This is a genomic window from Hydrogenophaga sp. (genome assembly GCF_035481345.1).
Lineage (GTDB): Bacteria > Pseudomonadota > Gammaproteobacteria > Burkholderiales > Burkholderiaceae_C > Hydrogenophaga.
Genome location: NZ_DATIGV010000200.1, coordinates 1 through 19,394 on the forward strand (window position 1 = coordinate 1; position 19,394 = coordinate 19,394).

23 protein-coding genes are annotated in these 19,394 nt (G+C 69.3%); 4 read left to right on the forward strand and 19 right to left on the reverse strand.

Annotated elements, in window-relative coordinates:
* The 11 genes from VLG41_RS21295 to VLG41_RS21345 all read right to left on the reverse strand — a co-directional run.
* Positions 1-298: sigma-E factor negative regulatory protein (locus VLG41_RS21295; RefSeq protein ID WP_325351388.1), on the reverse strand; the 298-nt coding region annotated here is incomplete at its 3' end.
* A 26-nt stretch (positions 299-324) separates the two neighbouring features.
* Positions 325-966, reverse strand: a complete 642-nt coding sequence (rpoE, locus tag VLG41_RS21300) for an RNA polymerase sigma factor RpoE (protein ID WP_035619959.1) — start codon at positions 964-966, stop codon at positions 325-327.
* A 55-nt stretch (positions 967-1,021) separates the two neighbouring features.
* Positions 1,022-1,471, reverse strand: coding sequence for a hypothetical protein (locus VLG41_RS21305; RefSeq protein ID WP_325351389.1), 450 nt, complete (start codon positions 1,469-1,471; stop codon positions 1,022-1,024).
* Positions 1,472-1,475: 4 nt separating this feature from the next.
* Positions 1,476-2,720 (reverse strand): beta-ketoacyl-ACP synthase II, encoded by a 1,245-nt coding sequence (fabF, locus tag VLG41_RS21310; protein ID WP_325351390.1) that lies wholly within the window; start codon positions 2,718-2,720, stop codon positions 1,476-1,478.
* Between the two features lie 7 nt (positions 2,721-2,727).
* Positions 2,728-2,967, reverse strand: coding sequence for an acyl carrier protein (gene acpP, locus VLG41_RS21315; protein ID WP_009518793.1), 240 nt, complete (start codon positions 2,965-2,967; stop codon positions 2,728-2,730).
* 74 nt (positions 2,968-3,041) lie between these two features.
* Positions 3,042-3,803: a 3-oxoacyl-ACP reductase FabG gene (gene fabG / locus VLG41_RS21320; RefSeq protein WP_325351391.1), complete on the reverse strand. Its 762-nt coding sequence runs from the start codon at positions 3,801-3,803 to the stop codon at positions 3,042-3,044.
* Positions 3,804-3,817: 14 nt separating this feature from the next.
* On the reverse strand, positions 3,818-4,768 hold the full coding sequence (fabD, locus tag VLG41_RS21325; RefSeq protein ID WP_325351392.1) for an ACP S-malonyltransferase: 951 nt from the start codon (positions 4,766-4,768) through the stop codon (positions 3,818-3,820).
* A gap of 45 nt (positions 4,769-4,813) precedes the next feature.
* Positions 4,814-5,791, reverse strand: a complete 978-nt coding sequence (locus VLG41_RS21330) for a beta-ketoacyl-ACP synthase III (protein ID WP_325351393.1) — start codon at positions 5,789-5,791, stop codon at positions 4,814-4,816.
* A gap of 10 nt (positions 5,792-5,801) precedes the next feature.
* Positions 5,802-6,863 carry a phosphate acyltransferase PlsX gene (gene plsX / locus VLG41_RS21335; protein WP_325351394.1) on the reverse strand — a complete coding sequence of 354 codons (1,062 nt, stop codon included), beginning with the start codon at positions 6,861-6,863 and terminating at the stop codon, positions 5,802-5,804.
* Between the two features lie 125 nt (positions 6,864-6,988).
* Positions 6,989-7,171, reverse strand: a complete 183-nt coding sequence (gene rpmF, locus VLG41_RS21340) for a 50S ribosomal protein L32 (protein ID WP_009518787.1) — start codon at positions 7,169-7,171, stop codon at positions 6,989-6,991.
* A gap of 150 nt (positions 7,172-7,321) precedes the next feature.
* Positions 7,322-7,891 carry a DUF177 domain-containing protein gene (locus VLG41_RS21345; protein WP_325351395.1) on the reverse strand — a complete coding sequence of 190 codons (570 nt, stop codon included), beginning with the start codon at positions 7,889-7,891 and terminating at the stop codon, positions 7,322-7,324.
* Between the two features lie 34 nt (positions 7,892-7,925).
* Between VLG41_RS21345 and VLG41_RS21350 the strand changes: the two genes are divergently transcribed.
* Positions 7,926-8,525 (forward strand): Maf family protein, encoded by a 600-nt coding sequence (locus tag VLG41_RS21350; RefSeq protein WP_325351396.1) that lies wholly within the window; start codon positions 7,926-7,928, stop codon positions 8,523-8,525.
* Positions 8,522-9,295, forward strand: coding sequence for an SAM-dependent methyltransferase (locus VLG41_RS21355; RefSeq protein WP_325351397.1), 774 nt, complete (start codon positions 8,522-8,524; stop codon positions 9,293-9,295). The genes VLG41_RS21350 and VLG41_RS21355 overlap by 4 nt, the downstream gene beginning before the upstream one ends.
* A 7-nt stretch (positions 9,296-9,302) precedes the next feature.
* On the opposite strand, the gene galU is transcribed toward VLG41_RS21355, so the two are convergent.
* Positions 9,303-10,190 (reverse strand): UTP--glucose-1-phosphate uridylyltransferase GalU, encoded by an 888-nt coding sequence (gene galU / locus VLG41_RS21360; RefSeq protein ID WP_325351398.1) that lies wholly within the window; start codon positions 10,188-10,190, stop codon positions 9,303-9,305.
* Between the two features lie 122 nt (positions 10,191-10,312).
* Here galU and VLG41_RS21365 point away from each other — a divergent pair, with 122 nt between their 5' ends.
* Together VLG41_RS21365 and galE are read left to right on the forward strand one after the other, a co-directional pair.
* On the forward strand, positions 10,313-11,752 hold the full coding sequence (locus VLG41_RS21365; protein WP_325351399.1) for a mannose-1-phosphate guanylyltransferase/mannose-6-phosphate isomerase: 1,440 nt from the start codon (positions 10,313-10,315) through the stop codon (positions 11,750-11,752).
* The gene (galE, locus tag VLG41_RS21370; RefSeq protein ID WP_325351400.1) at positions 11,749-12,780 is read left to right on the forward strand and encodes a UDP-glucose 4-epimerase GalE; all 1,032 of its coding nucleotides are present in this window, start codon (positions 11,749-11,751) and stop codon (positions 12,778-12,780) included. Before VLG41_RS21365 ends, galE begins: the two co-directional genes overlap by 4 nt.
* Here galE and VLG41_RS21375 read toward each other — a convergent pair.
* The 7 genes from VLG41_RS21375 to xdhC all read right to left on the reverse strand — a co-directional run bounded on the left by VLG41_RS21375 (position 12,768) and on the right by xdhC (position 19,107).
* Positions 12,768-13,742, reverse strand: a complete 975-nt coding sequence (locus tag VLG41_RS21375; protein ID WP_325351401.1) for a S49 family peptidase — start codon at positions 13,740-13,742, stop codon at positions 12,768-12,770. The two genes, galE and VLG41_RS21375, sit on opposite strands and share 13 nt — an antisense overlap.
* Before the next feature lie 13 nt (positions 13,743-13,755).
* Positions 13,756-14,136: a Rieske (2Fe-2S) protein gene (locus VLG41_RS21380; protein WP_325351402.1), complete on the reverse strand. Its 381-nt coding sequence runs from the start codon at positions 14,134-14,136 to the stop codon at positions 13,756-13,758.
* A gap of 15 nt (positions 14,137-14,151) precedes the next feature.
* Positions 14,152-14,808, reverse strand: coding sequence for an HAD-IA family hydrolase (locus VLG41_RS21385; RefSeq protein ID WP_325351403.1), 657 nt, complete (start codon positions 14,806-14,808; stop codon positions 14,152-14,154).
* A gap of 3 nt (positions 14,809-14,811) precedes the next feature.
* Positions 14,812-15,660, reverse strand: a complete 849-nt coding sequence (gene fghA, locus VLG41_RS21390) for an S-formylglutathione hydrolase (protein ID WP_325351404.1) — start codon at positions 15,658-15,660, stop codon at positions 14,812-14,814.
* Positions 15,660-16,766 (reverse strand): S-(hydroxymethyl)glutathione dehydrogenase/class III alcohol dehydrogenase, encoded by a 1,107-nt coding sequence (locus VLG41_RS21395; RefSeq protein ID WP_325351405.1) that lies wholly within the window; start codon positions 16,764-16,766, stop codon positions 15,660-15,662. The genes fghA and VLG41_RS21395 overlap by 1 nt, the downstream gene beginning before the upstream one ends.
* Before the next feature lie 97 nt (positions 16,767-16,863).
* Complete coding sequence (locus VLG41_RS21400) at positions 16,864-18,069, reverse strand: urate hydroxylase PuuD (RefSeq protein ID WP_325351406.1); 1,206 nt, start codon at positions 18,067-18,069, stop codon at positions 16,864-16,866.
* A gap of 210 nt (positions 18,070-18,279) precedes the next feature.
* Complete coding sequence (gene xdhC / locus VLG41_RS21405; protein WP_325351407.1) at positions 18,280-19,107, reverse strand: xanthine dehydrogenase accessory protein XdhC; 828 nt, start codon at positions 19,105-19,107, stop codon at positions 18,280-18,282.
* Positions 19,108-19,394: the final 287 nt, after the last annotated feature.

Below are 19,394 nucleotides of genomic sequence, written 5' to 3' on the forward strand. Positions count from 1 at the left end.
CGCGCACGGTGCGAGCCGGCGCCCCCACCGCGTCGGATACGGGTCTGTGCTCGGCGTCGAGCCGCTGATTCAACTCGGCGAGGAAGTCCTGGGGCGCGCGGGCTGGCAGCACCGCGCCTTCACCGCGCAGCACCTCACCAATGAGCTGGTAGCCACGCCACTGGGCCAGGGGCTCGTCGCTCACGCGACAGTGCGCGAACAGGGCGTCGAGTTCGTGCGTGTCCAGGCGCCCGTCGCACAGGGCCGACACCTGGTCGGCGCCCTGGGGCGCCGGATCGGAGGAAGTGAACTGGTTCATCGGGCAACCTCTGCGTGACTGACCACTCACCAGCGCTTGCCCGACTGGCGGTCGAGCAAGGGCTTGATGCGGGTGGAAATGGCTTCGCGCGCCCGGAAGATGCGGGAACGCACGGTACCAATGGGGCATTCCAGTGCTTGGGCGATCTCTTCGTAACTCAGGCCCTCGATCTCGCGCAGGGTGATGGCCATGCGCAATTCCTCGGGCAAGGCCTCCATCGCGGCGTTGACCGCGTTGGCGATTTCCTTGCTCGCCAGCACCGCCTCGGGCGTCTCGGTGTCGGCTATGTTGGCGTTTAGTTCGCGCTCCGGGGCGGAAGTTTCATCGTCTTCGGCCCCCTTGAGCTGCGACTGGAAAACCAGCGGGTCGCGCTTCAATTCCATCAGCTGCTTCTTCGCGGTATTTACCGCGATCCGGTACAGCCAGGTGTAGAACTGGGCATCGCCGCGGAACTGGGCGAGGGCCCGGTAGGCGCGAATGAAGGTCTCCTGGGCGATGTCCTGGACCAGGTCGGAATCGCGCACCATGCGGCCGATGAGGCGTTCGACGCGGCGCTGGTACTTGATGACCAGCAGGTCATAGGCGCGGCGTTCACCGGCCAGGGTGCGTTGCACCAGCATGACGTCGCTGTCGGGCGGCGGCGGAGCGGTGTGGTCTTCCGTTGTCATGCGCGCGGGACTATACCCCATGCCCCTGTCGCCTTCGGGCCGGTCGGGAGCGGGTTCAGCCGAGCCGATCGGATGCCACGGCACGGCGCAAGGCCAGCCAGTCGGCGGGCGCGCCGGCGCGCTCCACCCACACCCAGGCGGGTGCACCGGCCGCGCCTTTCAGGCGCAACAGCATGCGGCTCTGCAGATCCAGCGCGGCCTCCACCGCATGGAGCGCGAGGCCCTCGTCCGCGCCGTCCGACGCCCATCGCCAGGCAGCGCCCTGCCCCGGTGCGCCGCTGAACCGCAACAGGCCACTGGGCTGGTGGCGCTCACTGCGCGCCGCCCAGGCCATCCACGCCAGACCCACCCCGGCCAGTGGAAGCCAGGCTTTCGGCGGCAGCGTCGCGGCCATCCAGGCGCCGGTCAGCACCACGCCCACCGCCAAGGCCGCCAGCGCCGCCCCCCAGAAACGGCAACGCCCCACCGGGTACGAGACCGATGGGGCGCTGCGCGGGCCACTCAAGTGATCAGACCCGCTTGAACACCAGGGTGCCGTTGGTGCCGCCGAAGCCGAAGTTGTTCTTGACGGCGACGTTCACTTCCCGGTCACGCGCGGTGTTGGCGCAGTAGTCGAGATCGCACTCGGGATCCTGGTTGACGAGGTTGATCGTCGGCGGGATCTGCTGATGCTGGATCGCCAGCACGGTGAAGACGCTCTCGATGCCACCGGCGCCGCCGAGCAGGTGCCCGGTCATGGACTTGGTGGAGCTGACCACCATGCGCTTGGCGTGGTCGCCCAGCGCCGCCTTGATGGCGTTCGACTCGTTGATGTCGCCCAGGGGCGTGGACGTGCCGTGCGCGTTGAGGTAATCCACCTCGTCGGCGTTGACGCCGGCGTTGCGCAAGGCATTGAGCATGGCGCGGCGGGGGCCGTCCATGTTGGGCGCCGTCATGTGGCCGGCGTCGGCGCTCATGCCGTAACCCGCCACTTCGGCGTAGATCTTCGCGCCGCGCGCCTTGGCGTGCTCGTATTCCTCGAGCACCATAACGCCCGCGCCTTCGCCAAGCACGAAGCCATCGCGGTCCTTGTCCCAGGGGCGGGAAGCCGCCGCGGGGTCGTCGTTGCGGGTCGACAGGGCGCGCATCGCGGCAAAGCCGCCAACGCCCAGGGGCGACACCGTGGCCTCCGAGCCACCCGCCACCATCACGTCGGCGTCGCCATACTCGATCTTGCGGGCCGCTTCGCCGATGCTGTGCAGGCCGGTGGTGCAGGCCGTCACGATGGCGATGTTCGGACCCTTGAAGCCGAAGCGCATCGACACGTGGCCCGAGATCATGTTGATGATCGAGGCCGGCACGAAGAACGGCGAAATGCGACGCGGGCCGCGGTTGGTCAGCTCGGTGTGGGTTTCCTCGATCAGCGGCAGGCCACCGATGCCCGAGCCGATGATGCAGCCGATGCGCGTGGCCATTTCCTCATCCAGTGCCTCGCCGGTGGGCAGGCCGGAATCGATCACGGCCTGATGCGCCGCGGCGACGCCGAAATGGATGAAGGTGTCCATCGTGCGCGCCTCCTTGGCGCTCATGTAGGACTCCAGCTGGAAACCTTTGACTTCCCCCGCGATGCGACACGCGAAGTTCGACGGGTCGAACCGGGTGATCGTGGAGATGCCGGAACGCCCGGCCAGGAGGTTGGCCCAGGCGTCGGCCACCGTGTTGCCCACGGGGCTGATGCAACCCAGGCCGGTCACGACAACGCGACGACGGCTCATGGGGTGATCAGGCTTTCTGGTGCTTCAGCGCGTAGTCGATGGCGTGCTGCACCGTGGTGATCTTTTCGGCTTCTTCGTCGGGGATCTCGATGCCGAACTCGTCTTCGAGAGCCATCACGAGTTCCACCGTGTCCAGCGAGTCGGCGCCCAGGTCGGCCACGAAGGCTTTTTCGCTGCTGACCTGACCTTCTTCCACGCCGAGTTGCTCGGCAATGATTTTCTTGACGCGTGCTTCGATATCGCTCATAGGTCCCTCAAAGGGTGGGTTGGAATGCAGGGCGGCATTTTAGCCGGGGGACGGGGCCGCAGCCCCGGGGGAGATCAGGCCATGAACATGCCGCCGTTGACGTGCAGTTCCTGGCCGGTGATGTAGGCGGCGCGCGGGCTGGCCACGAAGGCCACGGCGTGGGCGATGTCCGAGGGCTTGCCCAGGTGTCCCAGCGGGATCTGGGACAGCAGCGCTTTCTGCTGCTCCTCGGGCAGGGAGGCGGTCATGTCGGTTTCGATGAAGCCCGGCGCGATGCAGTTCACCGTGATGTTGCGGCTACCCAGTTCCCGCGCCAGCGCGCGGGTCATGCCGGCCAGCCCAGCCTTGGCGGCCGCGTAGTTGGCCTGCCCCGCGTTACCCGAGGCGCCCACTACGCTGGTGATGCTGATGATGCGGCCATAGCGCTGCTTCATCATGGGGCGCATGACGGCGCGGCTGAGCCGGAACACGGCCTTGAGGTTGGTGTCGAGCACGGCATCCCAATCCTCGTCCTTCAGGCGCATGGCGAGCATGTCGCGCGTGATGCCCGCGTTGTTGACGAGGACATGCAGGGCTCCGTGCGCCTTGATGACCTCGTCGATGAGCGCTTCGGCGGCCTTGGCGTCGTTGACGTCGAGCACGGCGCCCCGGCTGCCGGCACCGGCCCCGTTCACGGCCTTGAGTGCCGCATCGATCTTCGCGGCGCCATCGGCGCTGGTGGCGGTGCCGACCACGATGAGGCCTTGCAGGGCAAGTTCGTGCGCGATGGCCGCGCCGATGCCACGCGACGCGCCGGTGACCAGGGCCACCTGGCCCGCGAATTTCACGTCCGTCATGTTGTTCTCCTCGTTCAGGCCAGCAGGGCCTTCACCTCAGCCAGCGTGGCCGGGTCGTACAGGGCTGCACCCCGGATGTTGGCGTCGATGCGTTTGGTCATGCCGGCCAGCACCTTGCCGGGGCCGCACTCGACGATGGTGTTGATGTCGCGCGCGCGCATGGCCTGCACGCACTCCACCCAGCGCACCGGCCCGAAGGCCTGGCGGTAGAGCGCGTCGCGGATGCGGTCGGCGTCGGACTCGACCGACACGTCGATGTTGTTGATCAAGGGAATGCGGGGCGCGGCCAGCGCAATCCCGGCCAACCTCTCGCGCAGGCGCTCGGCCGCCGGCTTCATGAGGCTGGAGTGGAACGGCGCCGACACCGGCAGCGGCAGCGCACGCTTCGCGCCGTTGGCCTTGAGCACCTCGCAGGCCTTCTCGACGGCGGCCTTGCTGCCCGCGATCACGGTCTGCACGGGGTCATTGAAGTTCACGGCCTCCACCACTTCGGCGCTGCCAGCGCCGAACGTGGCCTGCGCCTCGGCGCACCCGGCCTTCACTCGCTCGGCGTCCATGCCCAGGATGGCGGCCATCGCGCCCGCGCCGACGGGCACGGCTTCCTGCATGGCCGCCGCGCGAAAGCGCACCAGCGGCGCGGCGTCGGCCAGCGTGAGCACATCGGCGGCCACCAGCGCGCTGTACTCGCCCAGCGAGTGGCCCGCCACCGCCGAGGGCAACTCGCCGCCCTCGGCGCGCCACACGCGCCAGGCGGCCACGCCGGCCACCAGCATCACGGGCTGGGTGTTGGTGGTCAGGCCAAGGGCTTCCTTGGGGCCTTCGTGGATGAGCCGGCCCAGGTCTTCGCCCAGGGCTTCAGATGCCTCGCGCAAGGTGTCGGCGACGACGGGATGATCGCCCCAGGCATCGAGCATGCCGACGGACTGGGAACCCTGGCCGGGAAAGACAAAGGCAAACGGTTTCATTCTGGTCTGTTGCATGCGCCGGTGCGCGCGACACCGCCGCGTCGTTCAAAAATCGAGCAGCACCGCACCCCAGGTGAAGCCTCCGCCCACGCCTTCCAGCATGACGGTGTCCCCGGGCTTCACACGACCGGCACGCACGGCGTGATCGAGCGCGAGCGGGATGGAAGCGGCCGAGGTATTGCCGTGTTCGTCGACGGTCACGACGAGCTTGTCCAGCGGCAGGTGCAGCTTCTTGGCTGTGCCTTGCATGATGCGGATGTTGGCCTGGTGCGGGATCAGCCAGTCGATGTCGGTGTCGACACGGCCCGCCTTGTGCAGCACCGTGCGCGCAGCGCGCTCGAGCACGGTGACGGCCAGCCGGAAAACGGCTTGGCCATCCATCTTGAGCAGCGGCTGGCCGGTGATCTCACCCCCCGACACGTGCCCGGGCACGCACAGGATGCCCACGTGCTTGCCATCGGCGTGCAGGTCGCTCGCCAGAATGCCAGGCGTGTCAGAGGCTTCGAGCACCACGGCGCCCGCCCCGTCGCCGAACAGCACGCAGGTGGTGCGATCATTGAAATCGAGCAGGCGCGAGAAGATCTCGGTGCCAATGACGAGCGCCTTGCGCGCCGTGCCCGCGCGGATCATCGAGTCGGCCACGGTGAGGGCGTACACGAATCCGCTGCACACGGCCTGCAGATCGAACGCCGGGCATCCCGCGACGCCCAGCTTGTGCTGGATGATCGCCGCAGTGGACGGAAACACCATGTCCGGCGTGGACGTGGCGACGATGATGAGGTCGATGTCCTTGGCGGTGCGCCCGGCCGCTTCCAGCGCGGCTCGTGCGGCCTCGACCCCCATGTCGCTCGCGAACACACCGTCATCGGCAAAGTGTCGAGCCCGGATGCCCGTGCGCTCGATGATCCACTGGTCGCTGGTCTCGATGCCCTTGGGCGCCAGCATCGCCACCATGTCGTCGTTGGTCAGGCGGCGCGGCGGCAGATGGCTGCCCGTGCCAGTGATGCGGGAGTAAGCACTCATGCGGAGGGAATCAGATGGTCGGAATGCCGCCGCGCTCGCTGATGGTCGTCTCGGGCGACAGCAGCGGCTGGGCGCGGGCAATGCGTTGTCTCACGTTGTCGAGCAAGCCGCGGGAGGCGGCATCATACGCGCGGGCCAGGGCCTGCTCGAAGGCGAAGGCATCCGCAGAGCCATGGCTCTTGAACACCAGCCCCTGCAGGCCCAGCAGGGCTGCGCCGTTGTAGAGGCGGTGATCGGCGCGCTGGCGAATGGCATTGAGCACCGGCAGGGCCACCGCTGCCGCCAGTTTGCGCCACAGGCTGCGCGTGAACTCTTCGCGGATGAATCCCGCGATCATCGAGGCCACGCCCTCGCTCGCCTTGAGCGCCACGTTGCCGACGAAGCCGTCGCACACCACGATGTCGGTGGTGCCCTTGAAGATGTCGTTGCCCTCCACGTTGCCGTGGAAGTTCAGATCGCCCGCTGCAGCGGCCTGGCGCAGCAACTGCCCGGCCTGCTTGATGACCTCGTTGCCCTTGATGACCTCTTCACCAATGTTGAGCAGGCCCACGGACGGGTCGTCGCGTCCCGTAGCGGCCGCCACCAGGGCCGAACCCATCACCGCGAACTGCAGCAGGTGCTCGGCCGTGCAATCGACGTTGGCTCCGAGGTCGAGCACGGTGGTGGCGCCCCCGCGCGCGTTGGGCATGCGGGTGGCGATGGCGGGCCGCTCGATGCCCTCCAGCGTCTTGAGCAGGTAGCGCGCGATCGCCATCAGCGCCCCGGTATTGCCGGCCGACACCGCGGCCTGCGCGTGGCCGTCCTTCACCTGCTGGATCGCCACGCGCATGGACGAATCCTTCTTGCGGCGCAGGGCGACCTCGATCGGGTCGCTCATCTCCACGACCTCGGACGCGGCCACGACGCTGCACCGCTCATGGTCCTTCAGCCGGGGCCAGTCGCGCAGCGCCTCGGTTCGCCCCACCAGCAGCAGGCGCGCCTGGGGATGGCTGGCCAGGAAGGCCTCGCAGGCGGGAATGGTCACGGCCGGCCCGACGTCCCCCCCCATGCAATCCACAGCGATGGTGATCATCTCGACTTCTCGCGGGGCGCGCTCGGCGACCTAGTTCTAATGAAAAAGGCCCGCATGCGGCATGCGGGCCCGTGTCTCCCTGGCCGGCGGACGCGCGCACGCGCGCCCGGCGGGCAGCCCGTGGATCAGGCTTCGGACTTGTTCTTGAGCACCTGACGGCCGCGGTAGAAGCCGTTGGGGCTGATGTGGTGGCGCAGATGCACTTCGCCGGTGGTGGGTTCGACCGCGGTGCCCGGGGTGGTGAGGGCGTTGTGCGAACGGTGCATGCCCCGCTTGGAGGGCGATTTCTTGTTTTGCTGGACAGCCATGTTGGGCTCCTGGAAGGCGTTGGTGAGGACTCGAGGGCGTCATCGGCTGGAACACGGCGCGAAAACCGCGCGCTGCCCGGCCCATCAGGCCCGCCCTGGCGCAAAGCCAAGCATTATAGCCCGAGTCTTCCGACTGCGGCTGATCACCGTTCACGACCGGCCTTTGAGCTTGGCCAGACCGGCGAATGGGTGCGGGCGCTCACTGCCGCCGCCCAGATCCCCCTCGGCTTGCGAGCCGCCACCGTCAGGCAGCGGCTGCGGGCAGCGCTCGTGCACGGGCACCAGGGGCAAGGACATGATGAGTTCGTCCTCGATCACCTCGACGAGGCTGGGTCGGGGCTCCAACGCGAGCAGGTCCTCCTCGCTGTCGTCGTCCTGCGCCTCGGCGGTGGCCTCGTCGGCCACGAAGCGGAACCAGCGGTCGACCTCGATGGGCGTCTCCACCGGGCCCAGGCAGCGCTGACAGGTCAAAGGCACGCGGGCATCGGCCCGCAGGTGCAGCCAGGCCTGCGGCGCGCCGCCGGCCGGGCCGGCGCGCATCTCGCCCTCGGCGCTCCAGCGCACGCGCTCACTCGCATCGGCGGGTGCGTGCAGATCGCTCGCAAGGCGCCGGAAATCCGCAAGCGGCGGATCGCCGTCGAGCCGGGCGCCCGCCTGGGCGAAGCGCAGCGCGTCCAGGCGCTGCGGATTGAAAACGGACATGGGGGGCTTGCTGGCCATCGGGGCATTCTAGGCAGGCCACGACAATACGCCCATGAGCAACACCCCCTCCCCCACCCGGGCCGTGGTCCTGGGATCAACCTCCCGCTACCGGCGCGAGTTGCTGCAGCGCCTGGGGCTGCCCTTCGAGGTGGCCGCACCCGAGGTCGATGAAACCCCCTTGCCCGGCGAAACGCCAGCCGCCATTGCCCAACGCCTGGCACTGGCCAAGGCCCGTGCCGTGGCCGAGCGCTTCCCCGAGGCCGTGGTGATCGGCAGCGACCAGGTGGCCGATCTGGCCGGCGAACCCCTGGGCAAGCCCGGCACGCACGAACGCGCCGTGCAGCAGTTGCGACGCATGCGCGGGCAGACCGTGGTCTTCCAGACCGCGCTGGCGGTGGTGTGCCGCGCCAGTGGCTTCGAGCGCCAGGACATCGCACCCGTGCACGTGGCGTTCCGCGAACTGGACGATGGCGAGATCGAACGCTACCTGCGCATCGAACAGCCCTACGACTGCGCGGGCAGCGCCAAGAGCGAGGGCCTGGGCATCGCCCTGCTCGAGCGCATCGACAGCGACGACCCCACCGCCCTGGTGGGCCTGCCGCTGATCCGCACCTGCCAGATGCTGCGCGCCGCCGGCGTGCGCCTGCCGTGACGCCGGGCGCGCTCTACCTGGTGCCCACGCCGCTGGACTTCGGCGTGGCCGACAGCGCGGCCCCGCTGTCCACGCTGCTGCCGGGCGAGACCCTGGCCGTGGCCGGCCGCCTCACGCACTGGATCGCCGAGAACGCCAAGAGCGCGCGCGCCTTCCTCAAGCGCGTGGACGCGGCCACGGGCCTGGCCGCGCCGCTGCAGGAACAGCGCATCGTGGAACTGCCCCGCCAGGCGCACAAGCGCGGCGACCACACGCAGGACGACAAAGCCGCACACGACTGGCTCGCGCCCGCCCTGCAGGGCCACGACATCGGCCTGCTCAGCGAAGCCGGCATGCCCGCCATCGCCGACCCCGGCAGCAGCGTGGTGCGCGCGGCGCACGCCATGGGCCTGCGCGTGTGCCCGCTGGTGGGGCCGGTGTCGCTGATGCTCGCGCTCGCGGGCAGCGGCCTCAACGGTCAGCACTTCGCCTTCGTGGGCTACGTGGCGCAGGACGCCGCCGAACGCGCCAGGCGCCTGCGCGAGCTCGACACCATCGCCACTCGCACGGGCCAGGCGCAGATCCTCATCGAGACGCCCTACCGCAACGCCGCCCTGCTGCGCGCGCTGATCGACACGCTGCAGCCCTCGACACGCCTGGCTGTGGCCAGCGGGCTGGCGCTGCCCGCGCAGCGCATCCGCAGCGCGCGCGTGGCCGATTGGCGCCGCGAACCCGCGCTCGCGGCCGATCTGCCGCTGGAACTGCCGGCCGTGTTCCTGTTCGGCCCCTGAACGGGCCTCAGCCCTGGATGCGCTGCAGGTGCGCGCGCACCGCGCCGCTCAGCTCGGGGTTGGCCAGCGCGAGGTCGATCGTGGCCTCCAGGAAGCCTTCCTTGCTGCCGCAGTCGTAGCGCTTGCCTTCGTAGCGGTAGGCCTGCACGCGCTCCTTGCCGATCAGCGCGGCGATGCCGTCGGTGAGCTGGATCTCGCCACCCGCGCCGCGCGGCTGCTGGCGGATGCTCTCGAACACCGCCGGCGTGAGGATGTAGCGCCCCGCCACCGCCAGCGTGGACGGTGCCTTCTCCGGCGCGGGCTTTTCCACCATCGCGAACACCTCGGCCAGCGCGGTGTTCGCGCCGTGCACGTCGACCACGCCATAACGCTTGGTCTCCGCGCGCGGCACGTCCTGCACGGCCAGCACGGTGCCCGGGCTGCTTTCGTAGGCCTTGACCATCTGCGCCAGCACCGTGGCGCCGCCCTGAAGCTGGTCCTTGCCGAGCATCAGGTCGTCGGCCAGCAGCACGGCGAAGGGCTCGTCGCCCACCAGGCGCTCGGCGCACAGCACCGCATGGCCCAGGCCCAGCGCGCGCGGCTGGCGCACGTAGAAGCAGTCCATGTCGTCGGGCTTGATGGAGGTCACGAGGTTGAGCAGCGCGCCCTTGCCGGCGGCCTCCAGCTCGGTCTCGAGCTCGTAGGCCACGTCGAAGTGGTCCTCGATCGCGCGCTTGTTGCGGCCGGTGACGAAGATCATTTCGCGGATGCCGGCCTTGTAGGCCTCTTCCACGGCGTACTGCATCAGCGGCTTGTCCACCACGGGCAGCATCTCTTTGGGAATGGCCTTGGTGGCGGGCAGGAACCGGGTACCGAGACCGCCCACGGGAAATACGGCTTTACGAATCGTCGTCATGTCTTGCAATGCTCCCGAGCGATTTGTCAAACAAGCTGCTCATAATACCCACGGCCCGTGACCGCGCCCCGGCGCGACACCGCACCGCCGCTTCGCGCGCGGTCCTTCCGGAAACAAAACGCATGAAGATCACACCCGTCATCCTGTGCGGCGGCTCGGGCACCCGCCTGTGGCCCTTGTCGCGCCAGAGTTTTCCGAAGCAGTTCGTCCCGCTGGTGGGCAACAAATCTTTACTCACGCTTACCCTGGACCGCGTGGCCTGGAGCGGCACGCCCCCCCTGTGCGTGGCGGCCGACGAGCACCGCTTCCTGGTAGCCGACGCCATCGAATCGGGCGGCCACGGCGGCACGCTGCTGCTGGAGCCCGCCGCGCGCAACACCGCCGCCGCCATGGCCCTGGCCACGCTGCAGGCCCTGCGCGATGGCGACGACAGCGGCCTGCTGCTGTTCTGCCCCGCCGACCACCACATTCCCGATGCCGTCGCTTTCGCCGACACGGTGAAACAGGGTGCGCCCGCCGCGCAAGCCGGCGCCATCGTCACCTTCGGCGTGGTGCCCAGCTTCCCCAGCACGGCCTACGGTTACATCGCGCAAGGCGAAGCGCGCGCCGATGGCAGCCGCCGCGTGGCCCGCTTCATCGAAAAGCCCGCCGCCGAGGCCGCGCAGGCCCTGCTGCTGCAGGGCGACGTGCTCTGGAACGCGGGCATCTTCCTGGCCAGCGCCGCCACGCTGAAGGCCGCGCTGCAGCGCCACGCCAACGACATCTGGAGTGCCTGCGAGCAGGCCATGTCCGCGCCCAAGGAGGAAACCGTGGGTCGCTGCCGCTTCGTGCGGCCGGCGGCCGAGCCCTTCCTGGCCTGCCGTTCGCAGAGCATCGACTACGCCGTGATGGAGCCGCACGACGATGTGGCCGTGGTGCCCTTCCAGGGCCAGTGGAGCGACGTGGGCAGCTGGAACGCCGTGGCCGACCTCGCGCCTGCCGACGGCAACGGCAACCGCGTGCAAGGTCAGGGCCACGCGCTGCGCGCGGCCAACACCTTCATCCATGCGCCGCACCGTCCCGTGGTGGCGCTGGGCACGCACGACCTGCTCATCATCGACACGCCCGATGCCCTGCTGGTGGCCCAGCGCGACCACGCCGAGCAGGTGAAGGACGTGGTGGCCCACCTGGCCAAGAGCGACGTGCCGCAGGCCGCGGCGCACCGCCGCGTGGCGCGGCCCTGGGGTTGGTACGACAGCATCGACACGGGCGCGCGCTTCCAGGTCAAGCGCATCGGCGTCAAGCCCGGCGCTTCGCTGAGCCTGCAGAAGCACCACCACCGCGCCGAGCACTGGATCGTGGTGAAGGGCACCGCCGAGGTCACGCGCGGACAGGAGGTGTTCCTGCTCTCCGAGAACCAGTCCACCTACATCCCCATCGGCGAGGTGCACCGCCTGCACAACCCCGGCAAGATGGAACTGGAGATGATCGAGGTGCAGTCCGGCGCCTACCTCGGCGAGGACGACATCGTGCGCCTCGAGGACATCTACGGCCGCGAGCCCAAACCCCAGACCGCCAAATGAAGATCCTGCTGACCGGCGGCGCCGGCTACATCGGCAGCCACACCGCCGTGGCGCTCGTCGAGGCCGGCTACGCGCCCATCGTGCTCGACAACTTCGCCAACAGCCACCCGGTGGTGATGGAGCGCCTGCAGCGCATCACCGGCCAGGCCCTGCCGCTGGAGCGCGGCGACGTGCTCGACACGCCCTGGCTCACCGACGTGCTGCGACGCCACCGCCCCGTGGGCGTGGTGCACTTCGCGGGCGACAAGGCCGTGGGCGAGAGCGTGGCCAACCCGCTCAAGTACTACCGCAACAACCTGGGCGGCGCCACCAGCCTGCTGCAGGCCATGTCCACCGTGGCCGCGGAGGACCCTTCACTGCCGCCCACGCTGGTGTTCTCCAGCAGCGCCACGGTCTATGGCGACCCGGTGCGCGTGCCCATCACCGAGGACTTCGCGCGCAGCCACACCAACCCCTATGGCCACACCAAGCTGGTCATCGAGGACATGCTCCAGGCGCTGCAGACCGCACAGCCGCGCTGGCGCATCGGCACGCTGCGCTACTTCAATCCCGTGGGTGCGCACGAAAGCGGCCTGATCGGCGAGGACCCGGCCGGCATTCCGAACAACCTCATGCCCTTCGTGGCCCAGGTGGCCGTGGGCGCGCGCGAGCACCTCAACGTCTTCGGCAACGACTACCCCACGCCCGACGGCACCGGCGTGCGCGACTTCATTCACGTGATGGACCTGGCGCGCGGCCACGTGGCAGCCATCCAGGCCCTGCTGGGCCGGGGCGAGAGCTTCACCGTGAACCTGGGCACCGGCCGTGGCCAGAGCGTGCTGGAGGTGGTGGCCGCCTTCGAGAAGGCCAGCGGGCGACCCGTGCCCTACCGCGTGACGCCTCGCCGCGCGGGTGACGTGGCGCAGTGCTGGGCCGACCCGTCGCTGGCGCGCCAGTTGCTGGGCTGGCAATCGCGCCACACGCTGGACGAGATGTGCGCCGACGCCTGGCGCTGGCAGCGCGAGAACCCGAACGGTTACCGCAGCTGAAGTCCGGCCGACTGGGCCGCCTTGAACAGACCCTCGCCGATGCTGGCGCCGAACTGGCGCGCCAGGCGCAGGCCCAGGTTCTCGCGCTGGGTGTAGTCCACCACTTCCTCGGCCTTGATCACCTCGCGCGCCACGAAGTCCAGGTTGCCCAGCCCGTCGGCCAGGCCGTTGCTCACGGCCTGCTGGCCGCTCCACACCAGGCCACTGAAGGTGTCGCCGTTTTGCTTGAGGCGCTCGCCGCGGCCCTGCTTCACCACGTCGATGAACTGCAGGTGGATCTCGTCGAGCATGGCCTGCAGGTAGGCCTTCTGGGCTTCGTCCTGCGGGCTGAACGGGTCGAGCATGGCCTTGTTCTCGCCCGCCACCATCAGGCGCCGCTCCACGCCCAGCTTGTCCATCAGGCCCGTGAAGCCGAAGCCGTCCATCAGCACGCCGATGCTGCCCACGAGGCTGGCCTTGTCGACGTAGATGTCGTCGGCCGCGGCCGCGATGTAGTAGGCCGCCGAGGCGCAGGTCTCTTCCACCACAGCGTAGACCTTCTTGTCGTGCAGGCCCTTCAGGCGCCGGATCTCGTCGTTGATGATGCCCGCCTGCACGGGGCTGCCGCCCGGCGAGTTGATGAGCAGCACGATGCCCTGCGCACCCTCGTCCTCGAAGGCCTGGCGCAGCGCGGGCAGCACGTTCTCGGCGCTGGCCTCCGCGCCGGCCGCGATGGTGCCCTCGATCTCGATCACGGCGGTGTGCGGCGTGGTGGTCTGCGTGTTGGCCATGCCTTCGGCCTTGACCGCCAGCCACACGATCACGCCGATGACCAGCAGCCAGAACAGGCGGAAGAACAGCTTCCAGCGCCGCGCGGCGCGCTGTTCATTGAGCTGGGCGAACAGCAGCTTCTCGATGGTCTCGCGTTCCCAGCCGGTACCGGCGGGACGGGGGGTGGCGGCGGTGTTGAAGTCCTCGTTCACGACGGGCTCCCTTTCAGAATTCCACAGGTTTGAGATGGTACTGGGAGCGCCAGTGCACCACGCCGTCGTGTTCCACCAGTTCGATCCGGAACAGCCCGCCGCGGCAGGGCCCGCCCCGGCATTCGCCGGTGTCTGGCGCGTACACGGCGCCATGCGTGGCGCACAACAACCAGCTCGCGCTGTCGTCGAAGAAGTGGTCCGGCTGCCAGTCCAGCTCCATGGCCACGTGGGTGCACCGGTTCAGGTAGGCGTGCGCCCGGCCCTGGTAACGGATGGCAAAGGCCCGGCAGGTCTGGCCCGCGTAGTTCACGTCGAAGGACACCCCCCTGCCGCCATCGACCAGATCGCGGCTGTGGCACAGCGGGTGCAGGTCGTCGGCGGGTGCGGGCGCCATGGCGTCTGGGCCTCCTCAGGCGTGTTCGCTCAGCCAGCCGTGCAGTTCGGCCACCGAGTGCGCCACGAAGCGCGGCCCCAGGGCGTGGAAGGCGTCGGGCTCGTGCGCGCCGTAGCTCACGCCCACGCTGGCGCAGCCGGCGTTCACCGCCATCTGCAGGTCGTGCGTGGTGTCGCCGATCATCAAGGTGCGTTCGGGCTCGACGCCGAACTCGCGCATCAGTTCGTTGAGCATCACCGGGCTGGGTTTGCCCGCCGTTTCGTCGGCCGTGCGCGAGCCGTCGAACACACCGTGCAACTCGACCGTGCGCAGCACCTCGTCGAGCCCGCGCCGGCTCTTGCCCGTGGCCACCGCCAGCCAGTGGTGCCGCGCCTTGAGCGCCTGCAGCATGGGCAGCACGCCCTCGAAGAGACTCAGGTCGTTCTGGTGCGCCATGTAGTGGTGGCGGTAGCGCTCGCCCAGGCGCGGGTACAGGTCGGGCGGCACGTCGGGCGCGGCGTGCGCCAGGGCCTGCATCAGGCCCATGCCGATCACGTAGCTGGCCTGCGCCTGGGTGGGCACGGTGCCACCCACGTCGGCCACGGCCAGCTGGATGCAGCGCGCGATCATGGCCGTGGAGTCGTACAGCGTGCCGTCCCAGTCGAAGGCGATGAGGTCGTAGGTGCGGCCCATGGATCAGCCCGGCTTCTCGAGGGTTCTGTGGTGGTGCCGCAGGTGGTCGGCCATCAGGCTCTGGATGAAGTAGTAGCCGTGGTCGTAGCCCTCGTGCCAGCGCAGCGTGAGCGGCTGGCCCGCGGCGCGGCAGGCCGCCTCCAGCTTGTCCGGGTGCAACTGGGCGTCGAGGAACTGGTCCGCGCGGCCCTGGTCGATCAGCAAGGGCGGGCAGCGTTTCCCGGCCTGGATGAGTTCGGTGGCGTCGTGCTCGGCCCATTGGGCGCGGTCCTCGCCAAGGTAGCCGGTGAACGCCTTCTCGCCCCAGGGGCACTGCGTGGGCGCGGCGATCGGCGCGAAGGCCGAGACGCTCTGGAACAGCCCGGGGTGGCGCAGCGCGAGCGTGAGCGCGCCGTGGCCGCCCATGGAGTGGCCGAACAGGCCGACGCGGTCGCGGCGCACCGCGAATCGGTCGACGACCAGTTCGCGCAATTCGCCGGTGATCCAGCTCTCCATGCGGAAGTGGCGCGACCACGGCGCCTGCGTGGCGTCGAGGTAGAAGCCAGCGCCGTGGCCGAAGTCCCACGCAGCGCTGGCGCCCTCGATGCCGGTGTCGCGCGGGCTGGTGTCGGGCGTGACGATGGCCAGGCCCAGCTTGGCCGCCAGGCGCTGCGCGCCGGCCTTGATGGCGAAGGTCTCCTCGGTGCACGTCAGGCCGGCCAGGTAGAACAGCACCGGCACCGGCCCCTTCGCCGCCTGCGGCGGCAGGAATACGCCGAAGCGCATCGGCAGGCCGATGGTGGCCGACTCGTGGCGATAGAAGCCCTGCACGCCGCCAAAGCAGCGGTGCTCGCTCAGCGTCTCCAGCGCCATCAGAACTCCACCACGGAGCGGATGGACTCGCCGCGCTTCATCAGCGCGAAGCCCTCGTTGATGTCTTCCAGCTTGAGCTTGTGCGTGATGAGGTCGTCGATGTTGATCTTGCCGTCCATGTACCAGTCCACGATCTTGGGCACGTCGGTGCGCCCGCGCGCGCCGCCGAAGGCCGAGCCTTCCCACTTGCGGCCGGTGACGAGCTGGAAGGGCCGCGTGCTGATCTCCGCGCCTGCCTCGGCCACGCCGATGATGATGCTGCGGCCCCAGCCCTTGTGCGTGCACTCCAGCGCCTGGCGCATCACCTTGGTGTTGCCGATGCACTCGAAGCTGTAATCCGCGCCGCCATCGGTCAGTTGCACGATCGCGTCGACGATGTTCTCGTGGTCCTTGGGGTTGAGGAAGTGCGTCATGCCGAACTTCCTCGCCATCGCCTCGCGCTCGGGGTTGAGGTCGATGCCGATGATCTTGTCCGCGCCCACCATCTTCGCGCCCTGGATCACGTTCAGGCCGATGCCGCCAAGGCCGAACACCACCACGTTGGCGCCCGCCTCCACCTTGGCCGTGAACAGCACCGCGCCGATGCCGGTGGTGACGCCGCAGCCGATGTAGCAGACCTTGTCGAACGGCGCGTCGGGGCGGATCTTGGCCAGCGCGATCTCGGGCACGACGGTGTGGTTGGCGAAGGTGCTGGTGCCCATGTAGTGCAGGATGGGCTTGCCGTCCAGGCTGAAGCGGCTGGTGGCGTCGGGCATCAGGCCCTTGCCCTGGGTGCCGCGGATGAGCTGGCACAGGTTGGTCTTGCGGCTCAGGCAGAACTTGCACTGGCGGCACTCGGGCGTGTAGAGCGGAATGACGTGGTCGCCCTTCTTGAGCGTGGTCACGCCCGGGCCCACGTCCACCACCACGCCCGCGCCCTCATGGCCCAGGATGGCGGGGAACAGGCCCTCGGGGTCGGCGCCCGAGAGCGTGTAGTAGTCGGTGTGGCAGATGCCGGTGGCCTTGATCTCGACCAGCACCTCGCCGGCCTTCGGCCCGTCCAGGTCCACGGTTTCGATGGTGAGCGGGGTTCCGGCTTTCCAGGCCACGGCGGCGCGCGTTTTCATGGGCGGTCTCTCTCGGGTGATGTTGATGCGGTGGGAACACCCGAGATTAACCCGCCCTTCATGCCCCAGCCCACCGCCGGGCATGGGGCCGACCGGTTCACTCCACGGGCGCGCCCGCGCGGAACCACGCGCCGATCAGGGCGCGCTCCTCGTCGGTGATGCCGGTGGCGTTGTTCATCGGCATGAGCTTCGTCACCACCGCCTGCTGGTACACGGCCTGCGCGTGGCGCTTCAAGTCGGCCGGGTTGTCCAGCCGCACGCCCTTGGACTGCAAGGCCTCGCCGTGGCACATGGCGCAGCGCTGCGCCACCACGGCCTGCACCTGCGCCGCGCTCACCGCCGGCCGCGCCGCCGCCGGGGCCGACGACACGGGTGGCGCGGGCCTGAGCCACACGATCACGCCGATCAGCACCACCACCCCCACCGCCGCGTATTTCCACGGGTGCGGGTTGCGGCCCAGCTTGTGCCCATGGCGCAGCACGAAGAACTGCCGGATCGCCGCGCCCGCGGCCATCATCGCGATCAGCACCCAGCCGTTGTGCGGGTGGGCGTAGGTGAAGCTGTAGTGGTTGCTCAGCATGGCGAACACCACCGGCAGCGTGAAGTAGGTGTTGTGCACGCTGCGCTGCTTGCCGCGCTGGCCGTGGATCGGGTCCACCGGCTGGCCCGCCTTCAGCGCGGCCACCACCTGGCGCTGGCCCGGGATGATCCAGAAGAACACGTTGGCGCTCATGGCCGTCGCGATCATGGCGCCCACCAGCAGGAAGGCCGCGCGACCCGCGAACAGCGAGGTCGCCAGCAGCGCGGCGATCACCACGAGCAGCGCCACCGCCGCACCCACCTTGGCGTCGCCGTTCTTCGTCTGCCCCAGCGTGCGGCAGATGGCGTCGTAGGCCAGCCAGAACACCACCAGAAAGGCCAGCGCCGTGGCGATGGCCGCCGGCGGCGACCAGTCGAAGACCTGCGGATCGATCAGGTAGACCGTGGGGCTCCAGAGGTAGGACACCAGGAACAGCGCGAAGCCGGAGAGCCAGGTGGAATAGCTCTCCCAGTAGAACCAGTGCAGGTGGCCGGGCAGCTGCGGCGGCGACACCGCGTATTTCACCGGGTGGTAGAAGCCGCCGCCGTGCACGGCCCAGAGCTCGCCGGTGGCGCCGTCGCGGCGCAGCGCCTCGTCCTCGGGCGGCGTGAGGCTGCTGTCGAGGAAGACGAAATAGAAGGAGGAGCCGATCCAGGCGATGGCGACGATGACGTGCAGCCAGCGCAGCAGCAGGTTGGCCCAGTCGAGCAAATAGGTTTCCATGGCACCTCGTTCAGGGGACGGCGTGACACCGTCCGGTGTTTCGACTCACCACCGCGGGCGCTCTGAGCCGACCGAGGGCCGCGATACACGGTGCGTTGTTGCACCGGCTCCGCTGCGACCACAGAAGGCCCGCAGTGTAGCGGGTACCACGGCTTTTCCCTCGGTGCTGCGCACTGCGGGGCGAGCGCCTTGGGAACGGCCCGGCGGCGCTCATCCCCCACTCGCGGGATCGTTCGACGTCATGAGCAACAACTGCGCCACCACCGCCGCCGCAATCACCGCCGGCGCCTTGCCGGTGATGCCGGGCAGGCCGATCGGGCAGGTCACGCGCGCGAGCTCGGCCTCGGTGAAGCCGCGTTCGAGCAGGCGGTGGCGGAAGGTGCCCCACTTGGTGCGGCTGCCGATCAGGCCGATGAAGCCCAGGTCGCCGCGCTCACGCTGGCGGCGCAGGCAGGCGGCCACGATGTCCAGGTCCTCGGCGTGCGAGAAGCTCATCACCAGCACCAGCGAGCCGCTCGCCAGCGCGGGCACGGCCCCTTGCACCGGGTCGGAGTGCTCGGCCACCACGCCCTCGGGCAGCGGATCGGGAAACACCTCGTCGCGGCTGTCGATCCAGGTGATGGCGAAGGGCAGCGGCGCCAGCGCGCGCACCAGCGCGCGGCCCACATGGCCGCCGCCGAACAGCGCCACGGCATGCCGCGCCGCCCCCAGGCGCTCGCGCAAGGCCTCGACGTCGCCGTCCGCGACGGGTTCATACGAAAGTTCCAAAGCACCCCCACAGCACTGACCCAGGCTGGGACCCAGCGTGACCGACTGCACGGAGGCATCCACCGCGCGTCGAGACAGCATCTCGCGCGCGCGCCGCATCGCGTCCCATTCGAGGTGTCCGCCGCCGATGGTGTCGATGGTGTCGTTCTCGAACACCGCCATCCAGGTGCCGGCCTCACGCGGCACCGAGCCGCGCGAGGCGCGCACCGTCACCAGCACGGCGGGCTCGTCGCGCAGGCGGCGAAGGAGGGTCTGCAGCTCACCCGCCATGTGTGGCGTCCATGTCGACAAAGCTGTATGGATCTGTAAGAGGACTCAAGGGTCGACCAGTATCGGCCGTTGTGATTGGCACCGTGTGCGGTTTCGCACATACACTCCATCGGCCCCGCGGTATGGCTGGGCCGGCACCGTTGAGAGAAACGCATGAGCACCCGAGACAACTCCGCCGCCCCAGGCCGCTCCGACGCCCCCAAGGCATCCGCGCTGCGCTGGACCGGTCTGACGATTGCGGCCCTGCTGGCCGCTTGCGCGGCCCCGTTGCCGCCGCCGCCCCCACC

Excerpts from the sequence above, each read along its gene's own strand:
- rpoE (WP_035619959.1), bottom strand. The coding sequence starts at position 966 with ATGACAACGGAAGACCACACCGCTCCGCCGCCGCCCGACAGCGACGTC.
- fabF (WP_325351390.1), bottom strand. The coding sequence starts at position 2,720 with ATGAGCCGTCGTCGCGTTGTCGTGACCGGCCTGGGTTGCATCAGCCCC.
- acpP (WP_009518793.1), bottom strand. The coding sequence starts at position 2,967 with ATGAGCGATATCGAAGCACGCGTCAAGAAAATCATTGCCGAGCAACTC.
- fabG (WP_325351391.1), bottom strand. The coding sequence starts at position 3,803 with ATGACGGACGTGAAATTCGCGGGCCAGGTGGCCCTGGTCACCGGCGCG.
- fabD (WP_325351392.1), bottom strand. The coding sequence starts at position 4,768 with ATGAAACCGTTTGCCTTTGTCTTTCCCGGCCAGGGTTCCCAGTCCGTC.
- VLG41_RS21330 (WP_325351393.1), bottom strand. The coding sequence starts at position 5,791 with ATGAGTGCTTACTCCCGCATCACTGGCACGGGCAGCCATCTGCCGCCG.
- plsX (WP_325351394.1), bottom strand. The coding sequence starts at position 6,863 with ATGATCACCATCGCTGTGGATTGCATGGGGGGGGACGTCGGGCCGGCC.
- rpmF (WP_009518787.1), bottom strand. The coding sequence starts at position 7,171 with ATGGCTGTCCAGCAAAACAAGAAATCGCCCTCCAAGCGGGGCATGCAC.
- VLG41_RS21345 (WP_325351395.1), bottom strand. The coding sequence starts at position 7,891 with ATGGCCAGCAAGCCCCCCATGTCCGTTTTCAATCCGCAGCGCCTGGAC.
- VLG41_RS21350 (WP_325351396.1), top strand. The coding sequence starts at position 7,926 with ATGAGCAACACCCCCTCCCCCACCCGGGCCGTGGTCCTGGGATCAACC.
- galU (WP_325351398.1), bottom strand. The coding sequence starts at position 10,190 with ATGACGACGATTCGTAAAGCCGTATTTCCCGTGGGCGGTCTCGGTACC.
- VLG41_RS21365 (WP_325351399.1), top strand. The coding sequence starts at position 10,313 with ATGAAGATCACACCCGTCATCCTGTGCGGCGGCTCGGGCACCCGCCTG.
- galE (WP_325351400.1), top strand. The coding sequence starts at position 11,749 with ATGAAGATCCTGCTGACCGGCGGCGCCGGCTACATCGGCAGCCACACC.
- VLG41_RS21380 (WP_325351402.1), bottom strand. The coding sequence starts at position 14,136 with ATGGCGCCCGCACCCGCCGACGACCTGCACCCGCTGTGCCACAGCCGC.
- VLG41_RS21385 (WP_325351403.1), bottom strand. The coding sequence starts at position 14,808 with ATGGGCCGCACCTACGACCTCATCGCCTTCGACTGGGACGGCACGCTG.
- fghA (WP_325351404.1), bottom strand. The coding sequence starts at position 15,660 with ATGGCGCTGGAGACGCTGAGCGAGCACCGCTGCTTTGGCGGCGTGCAG.
- VLG41_RS21395 (WP_325351405.1), bottom strand. The coding sequence starts at position 16,766 with ATGAAAACGCGCGCCGCCGTGGCCTGGAAAGCCGGAACCCCGCTCACC.
- VLG41_RS21400 (WP_325351406.1), bottom strand. The coding sequence starts at position 18,069 with ATGGAAACCTATTTGCTCGACTGGGCCAACCTGCTGCTGCGCTGGCTG.
- xdhC (WP_325351407.1), bottom strand. The coding sequence starts at position 19,107 with ATGGCGGGTGAGCTGCAGACCCTCCTTCGCCGCCTGCGCGACGAGCCC.